This is a genomic window from Brevundimonas sp. (assembly GCF_032107865.1).
Classification (GTDB): Bacteria; Pseudomonadota; Alphaproteobacteria; order Caulobacterales; family Caulobacteraceae; genus Brevundimonas.
In genome coordinates, this window is record NZ_DAMCNG010000204.1 from 1 (window position 1) to 4,599 (window position 4,599).

At 65.6% G+C, this 4,599-nt stretch carries 9 protein-coding genes; 7 read left to right on the plus strand and 2 right to left on the minus strand.

Annotated elements, in window-relative coordinates:
* From RT567_RS13705 to RT567_RS13720, 4 genes are all read left to right on the plus strand, one after another.
* A partial coding sequence (locus RT567_RS13705) for a hypothetical protein (protein WP_313576842.1) occupies window positions 1-252 on the plus strand: 252 nt, incomplete at its 5' end.
* A 44-nt stretch (window positions 253-296) separates the two neighbouring features.
* Window positions 297-1,460 carry an isovaleryl-CoA dehydrogenase gene (locus tag RT567_RS13710; protein WP_313576843.1) on the plus strand — a complete coding sequence of 388 codons (1,164 nt, stop codon included), beginning with the start codon at window positions 297-299 and terminating at the stop codon, window positions 1,458-1,460.
* Between the two features lie 49 nt (window positions 1,461-1,509).
* Entirely contained in the window at window positions 1,510-1,698 is a 189-nt protein-coding gene (locus RT567_RS13715; RefSeq protein WP_313576844.1) for a DUF3008 family protein, read from the plus strand.
* Between the two features lie 105 nt (window positions 1,699-1,803).
* Entirely contained in the window at window positions 1,804-2,442 is a 639-nt protein-coding gene (locus RT567_RS13720) for an exopolysaccharide biosynthesis protein (RefSeq protein WP_313576845.1), read from the plus strand.
* Window positions 2,443-2,444: 2 nt separating this feature from the next.
* Here RT567_RS13720 and flaF read toward each other — a convergent pair whose 3' ends face one another.
* A complete protein-coding gene (gene flaF / locus RT567_RS13725) occupies window positions 2,445-2,807 on the minus strand; it encodes a flagellar biosynthesis regulator FlaF (protein ID WP_313576846.1) in 363 nt (120 codons plus the stop codon).
* Window positions 2,767-3,192, minus strand: a complete 426-nt coding sequence (flbT, locus tag RT567_RS13730; protein WP_087141383.1) for a flagellar biosynthesis repressor FlbT — start codon at window positions 3,190-3,192, stop codon at window positions 2,767-2,769. Before flbT ends, flaF begins: the two co-directional genes overlap by 41 nt.
* 166 nt (window positions 3,193-3,358) lie before the next feature.
* On the opposite strand from flbT, the gene RT567_RS13735 reads away from it, so the two are divergent.
* The 3 genes from RT567_RS13735 to RT567_RS13745 form a co-directional block, all read left to right on the plus strand.
* The gene (locus tag RT567_RS13735; protein WP_313576847.1) at window positions 3,359-3,781 is read left to right on the plus strand and encodes a hypothetical protein; all 423 of its coding nucleotides are present in this window, start codon (window positions 3,359-3,361) and stop codon (window positions 3,779-3,781) included.
* Window positions 3,782-3,789: 8 nt separating this feature from the next.
* Window positions 3,790-3,996: a hypothetical protein gene (locus tag RT567_RS13740; protein ID WP_164918008.1), complete on the plus strand. Its 207-nt coding sequence runs from the start codon at window positions 3,790-3,792 to the stop codon at window positions 3,994-3,996.
* Between the two features lie 71 nt (window positions 3,997-4,067).
* Window positions 4,068-4,599, plus strand: a 532-nt coding sequence (locus tag RT567_RS13745; RefSeq protein WP_313576848.1) for a MoxR family ATPase, incomplete at its 3' end; no start/stop codon positions are given.

Sequence of the window (4,599 nt, forward strand, 5' to 3'; positions counted from 1 at the left end):
GCCGCGGCCGATACAGCCCTGGGCGACAAGGGCGCCGTCCTGTTCATCGGCGGCGTCGGCGCCTTGGCTTTCCTGGCGGGAATCGCCGCTTTCCAGCGCGCCTGGCGCGCCCCAACGGCCAGCGACGCCACCGTCCTGATCGGCGCCGGCCTGGCCGTCGCGGGTCTGGTCTTCATCGGCATGGCGGCCTGGAGCGCCTTGCGCGCCAAGGCTTCAACGACCGACGCCTCGAAGCAGAAACAGTCGCGCTAAGAGGCGTCTTTGCGAAGCTCGCGCACGATGCTACGCCTTGCGGCATGAGCATTCCCTTCGCGCCCCAATCCATGGAATTCGGCCTCGGCGAGACCGCTGACGCCATCCGCGACACCACCGCCCGCTGGGCCGCCGAACGGCTGGCCCCCCGCGCCGCCGAAATCGACGAGAAGAACGAGTTCGCCCGCGACCTGTGGCCCGAGATGGGCGAACTGGGCCTGCACGGCATCACCGTCGAGGAAGAGTTCGGCGGCCTCGGCCTCGGCTACCTCGAACACGTCGTCGCGATGGAAGAAGTCTCCCGCGCCTCGGCCTCGATCGGCCTGAGCTACGGCGCCCACTCCAACCTGTGCGTCAACCAGATCCGCCGCTGGGGCACGGCCGAGCAAAAGACGAAATACCTGCCCAAGCTGATCTCGGGCAAGCACGTCGGCTCGCTCGCCATGTCCGAGGCCGGCTCGGGCTCGGACGTCATGTCCATGCGCACCCGCGCCGAGAAGAAGGGCGACCGCTACGTCCTGAACGGCACCAAGTTCTGGATCACCAACGCCCCCTCGGCCGACACCCTGGTCGTCTACGCCCGCACCGGCGACGGCAACGGCGGCGTCACCGCCTTCCTGATCGAAAAGGGCATGAAGGGCTTCAGCGTCTCCAAGAAGCTGGACAAGATGGGCATGCGCGGCTCGGACACGGCTGAACTGGTGTTCGAGGATTGCGAAGTCCCCGAAGAGAACATCATGGGCGGCGAAGGGCGCGGCGCGGCCGTGTTGATGAGCGGCCTGGACTATGAACGCGCCGTCCTGTCGGCCGGTCCGCTGGGCATCATGCAGGCCGCGCTGGACGTGGTCCTGCCTTACGTCCGCGACCGCAAGCAGTTCGGCAAGGCCATCGGCAGCTTCCAGCTGATGCAGGCCAAGGTGGCCGACATGTACGTCGCCCTGAACAGCGCCCGCGCCTATGTCTATGCGGTGGCCCGCGCCTGCGACCAGGGCAAGACCACCCGCTACGACGCGGCGGGCGCCATCCTGCTGGCCTCGGAAAACGCGGTGAAGGTGTCGCTGGAGGCCGTCCAGGCCTTGGGCGGAGCCGGCTATACCAAGGAATGGCCGGTCGAGCGCCTGGTCCGCGACGCCAAGCTCTACGACATCGGCGCCGGCACCAACGAAATCCGCCGCTTCCTGATCGGCCGCGAGCTTCTGGGAAGCTGAGGAACCTCAAGGCGGGCCAGCGGTTGCCCTTCATCCGAAGGAGATCGTCATGCCCGCCAAGTCCGCCGCCCAGCAGAAAGCCGCCGGAGCCGCTCTGTCGGCCAAGCGCGGCGATACGCCCAGGTCCAAGCTGAAGGGCGCGTCGAAATCCATGATGGAATCGATGACCGAAAAGCAGCTGGAAGAGCTCGCCCACACACGGCGCAAGGATAAACCAGAGCACGTCTCAAGGCACTGATTCACGGGCAGACGGAGCCCCGATGACAGGACTGCATAACAGGGTATGGCGTCGGCTCGCACGCCCCCTTACCTTGGCTTCAATTCTCGCCTTGAGTCCCGCTTGATGACGCTCGTTTCCACGCCGCCGCCTGACGAACGCCGCACCTTTTCCGACATGCTGGAACGACTGGGCGAAGGCGAGTCGGAGAAGCTGTCCCTGCGCGAGATGGTCGAAGGATTCGGCGAGCGCGGCTTCGGCGCCGTCATCCTGATGCTGGCGCTCATGGCTCTGTTTCCTTGGCCGCCGGGCGGCAAGGCGGTCTTTTCCGTGCCGATCATCCTGATCGCCGCCGAAATGGCCCTGCAGCGCGACAAGGTCTGGCTGCCGCGCTGGCTGCTGAACCTGTCGGTGAGCCGGGCGTCCTATTGCGCCGCCGCCGCGAAGATTCTGCCGCGCCTGCGCCGAGTCGAGCGTCTGACCCGCCCCCGCTGGCCAGTGCTGACGGGCGAGGCGGCCGATGTGGTCATCGGCCTGATCTGCATCCTGCTGGCGTTGATGATGGCCCTGCCGGTGCCGTTCGGCGACGCCCTGCCCGGTCTGACCCTGGCCCTGTTCGGCCTGGGGATCATCCAGCGCGACGGCGCCTTCATCCTGGCCGGCTTTTTCGGCACGGGCGTGTGCGGGATCTATCTGGCCCTGGTGTGGACGACGGTCGTCGCCGTCGTCGCCGGCATCGCCGAATGGGCGGCGAACCTCTTCTAGGTTCAGCCCGCGTCGGTCTGGCCGCTGAGGCCCTGCATGATCATGCGGTTGATGTCGATCAGGGTCGAGAAGTCGTCATCGCCCCGCATGACTTCCGAGGTGTTGCGGTTGACGAACAGGCTCAGGGAAATGAACTGCGCCCGCATCGCCTGCGGCATGGCGTTGGCGGAATCCGAGCAGGCGGTCGCCAGCGTCGACCACAGACGACGGTTCCAGTCCAGGGCGTCCATCCGCCCCGCAACATCCGACTTGTCCAGGGTCGAGGCGTGCATCAGGGCGCGCGTCACCTGGCCGAACAGCCGGTATTCCATTTCACGCGGGGATTCAGCCCGCGTCGCCGCCGTCTTGTACGCCTGAAGCGACATTGCCGAGCCTTTGGTCTTCGTAATCGACGATTTTGCGAGCGCCCATCAGGGCCTTGTAATACTGGCGCGCCAGCACGTGCTTGGAGCAGGCGACGCATTCGGTCAGGATGTCCGGGTTGCGCACCGCCCCCATGAACTCCGTCAGACGCAGCGCGAATTCATCATAGAATTTGGGCGCTTCCGACTCATCCAGATACATCATCATGACGGGGAAGTAGATGCGGCGCGCGGGCGTGGTCACGTCCTCGGGCTGCATGATGTCCTTTTCGCGCAGGACGCTGGCCTTGTTCTGCAGGACCAGGACGCCGCGACGGTCGCCGTTCTGCACGACGGCCCCGTTCAGCACGAATTTCTCGCCGGGCTTCAGCGACAGTTTCAGAGGCAAGGGAAGGTCTCCGTGGCGCCGCCCTCACCGTGACGGCCGGCCGCTGAAGAACTGTAAAGCGACGTGGTTAACCATCCCTTCACTTCGAGCGCCCCCAGCGTCACGATCGCGCAGACGGGAACGCCCCGCCCAGCCGAGCCGTTGACCTTTCGGAAGGGAGACGACGATGGCAGGACCGGAATTCGAGGCCGACGGCCAGGACCAGGCCGAGGTCTACGACGAGACCCACCTGGACGATGAAGGCGACGGCGATCTGTCGTTCGACGAAGCCGAAGACGTGCTGGACGTCACCCAGTTGGACGGGGACGCCGACGCCGAGCCCTTTGACGAGGACGACGCCGATCTGGACGCCGATCTGGCGCTGGACGGCATAGAAGCCGAGGCCGACGCCCTGCTGGGCGTCAACGGCGTGCGGCTGAACGAGGCGGACGGCGACGGCGCCACGGTCTCGGGCGCGAACGAGATCGAGTTGGTTTACGCCGGCTTGATGCGCAACCAGCGCGGCGCCCAGGCCAGCGCCGCCCACTGGGAAGCCAAGCGCCTCTCTGACGACGATATCGAGGATCTGGGCTACGGCCCCGAGCAATGAGGGATTTCATGACCGAACATCATCCGACCAAGGCCCAGGAAGACGCCGATCCGAACACCCCTCCGGCCAAGCGCGCGCCTCACGAACACGGCAAGCCCGACCAGTTGAAGGACAAGGAAAAGGAAGCCGAGAACCGCCAGGAAGCCCTGATCGACGAAGGCGTCGAAGAGACCTTCCCCGCCAGCGACCCGGTGTCGGCCAAGCGCATCACCTGACACCTGCCGCCTGTTCATGCGCATCTCTTTAAGCTACCTGCTCCTTTCCCCCGGAATGGAGCAGGTTTCGCATGAGCCGGTTCGAAGGCACGTCCAACTACATCGCCACCGACGACCTGAAGGTCGCCGTCAACGCCGCCGTGGCGCTGGAACGGCCGCTGCTGATCAAGGGCGAGCCGGGCACCGGCAAGACGGTTCTGGCCTATGAACTGGCGCGGGCGCTGAACGCGCCGCTGATCACCTGGCATGTCAAATCGACCACCAAGGCGCACAACGGCCTGTATGAATACGACGCTGTCAGTCGCCTGCGCGACAGCCAACTGGGCGACGAACGGGTCCACGATGTCCGCAACTATCTGAAGAAGGGCAAGCTGTGGGAGGCCTTCACCGCGCCCGCCCGTCCCGTCCTGCTGATCGATGAGATCGACAAGGCCGACATCGAGTTCCCCAACGACCTGCTGCAGGAACTCGACCGCATGGAGTTCTACGTCCAGGAGACGGACGAGACGATCCGCGCCGAGGTCCGCCCTGTCGTCGTCATCACCTCGAACAACGAGAAGGAACTGCCGGACGCCTTCCTGCGCCGCTGCTTCTTCCACTACA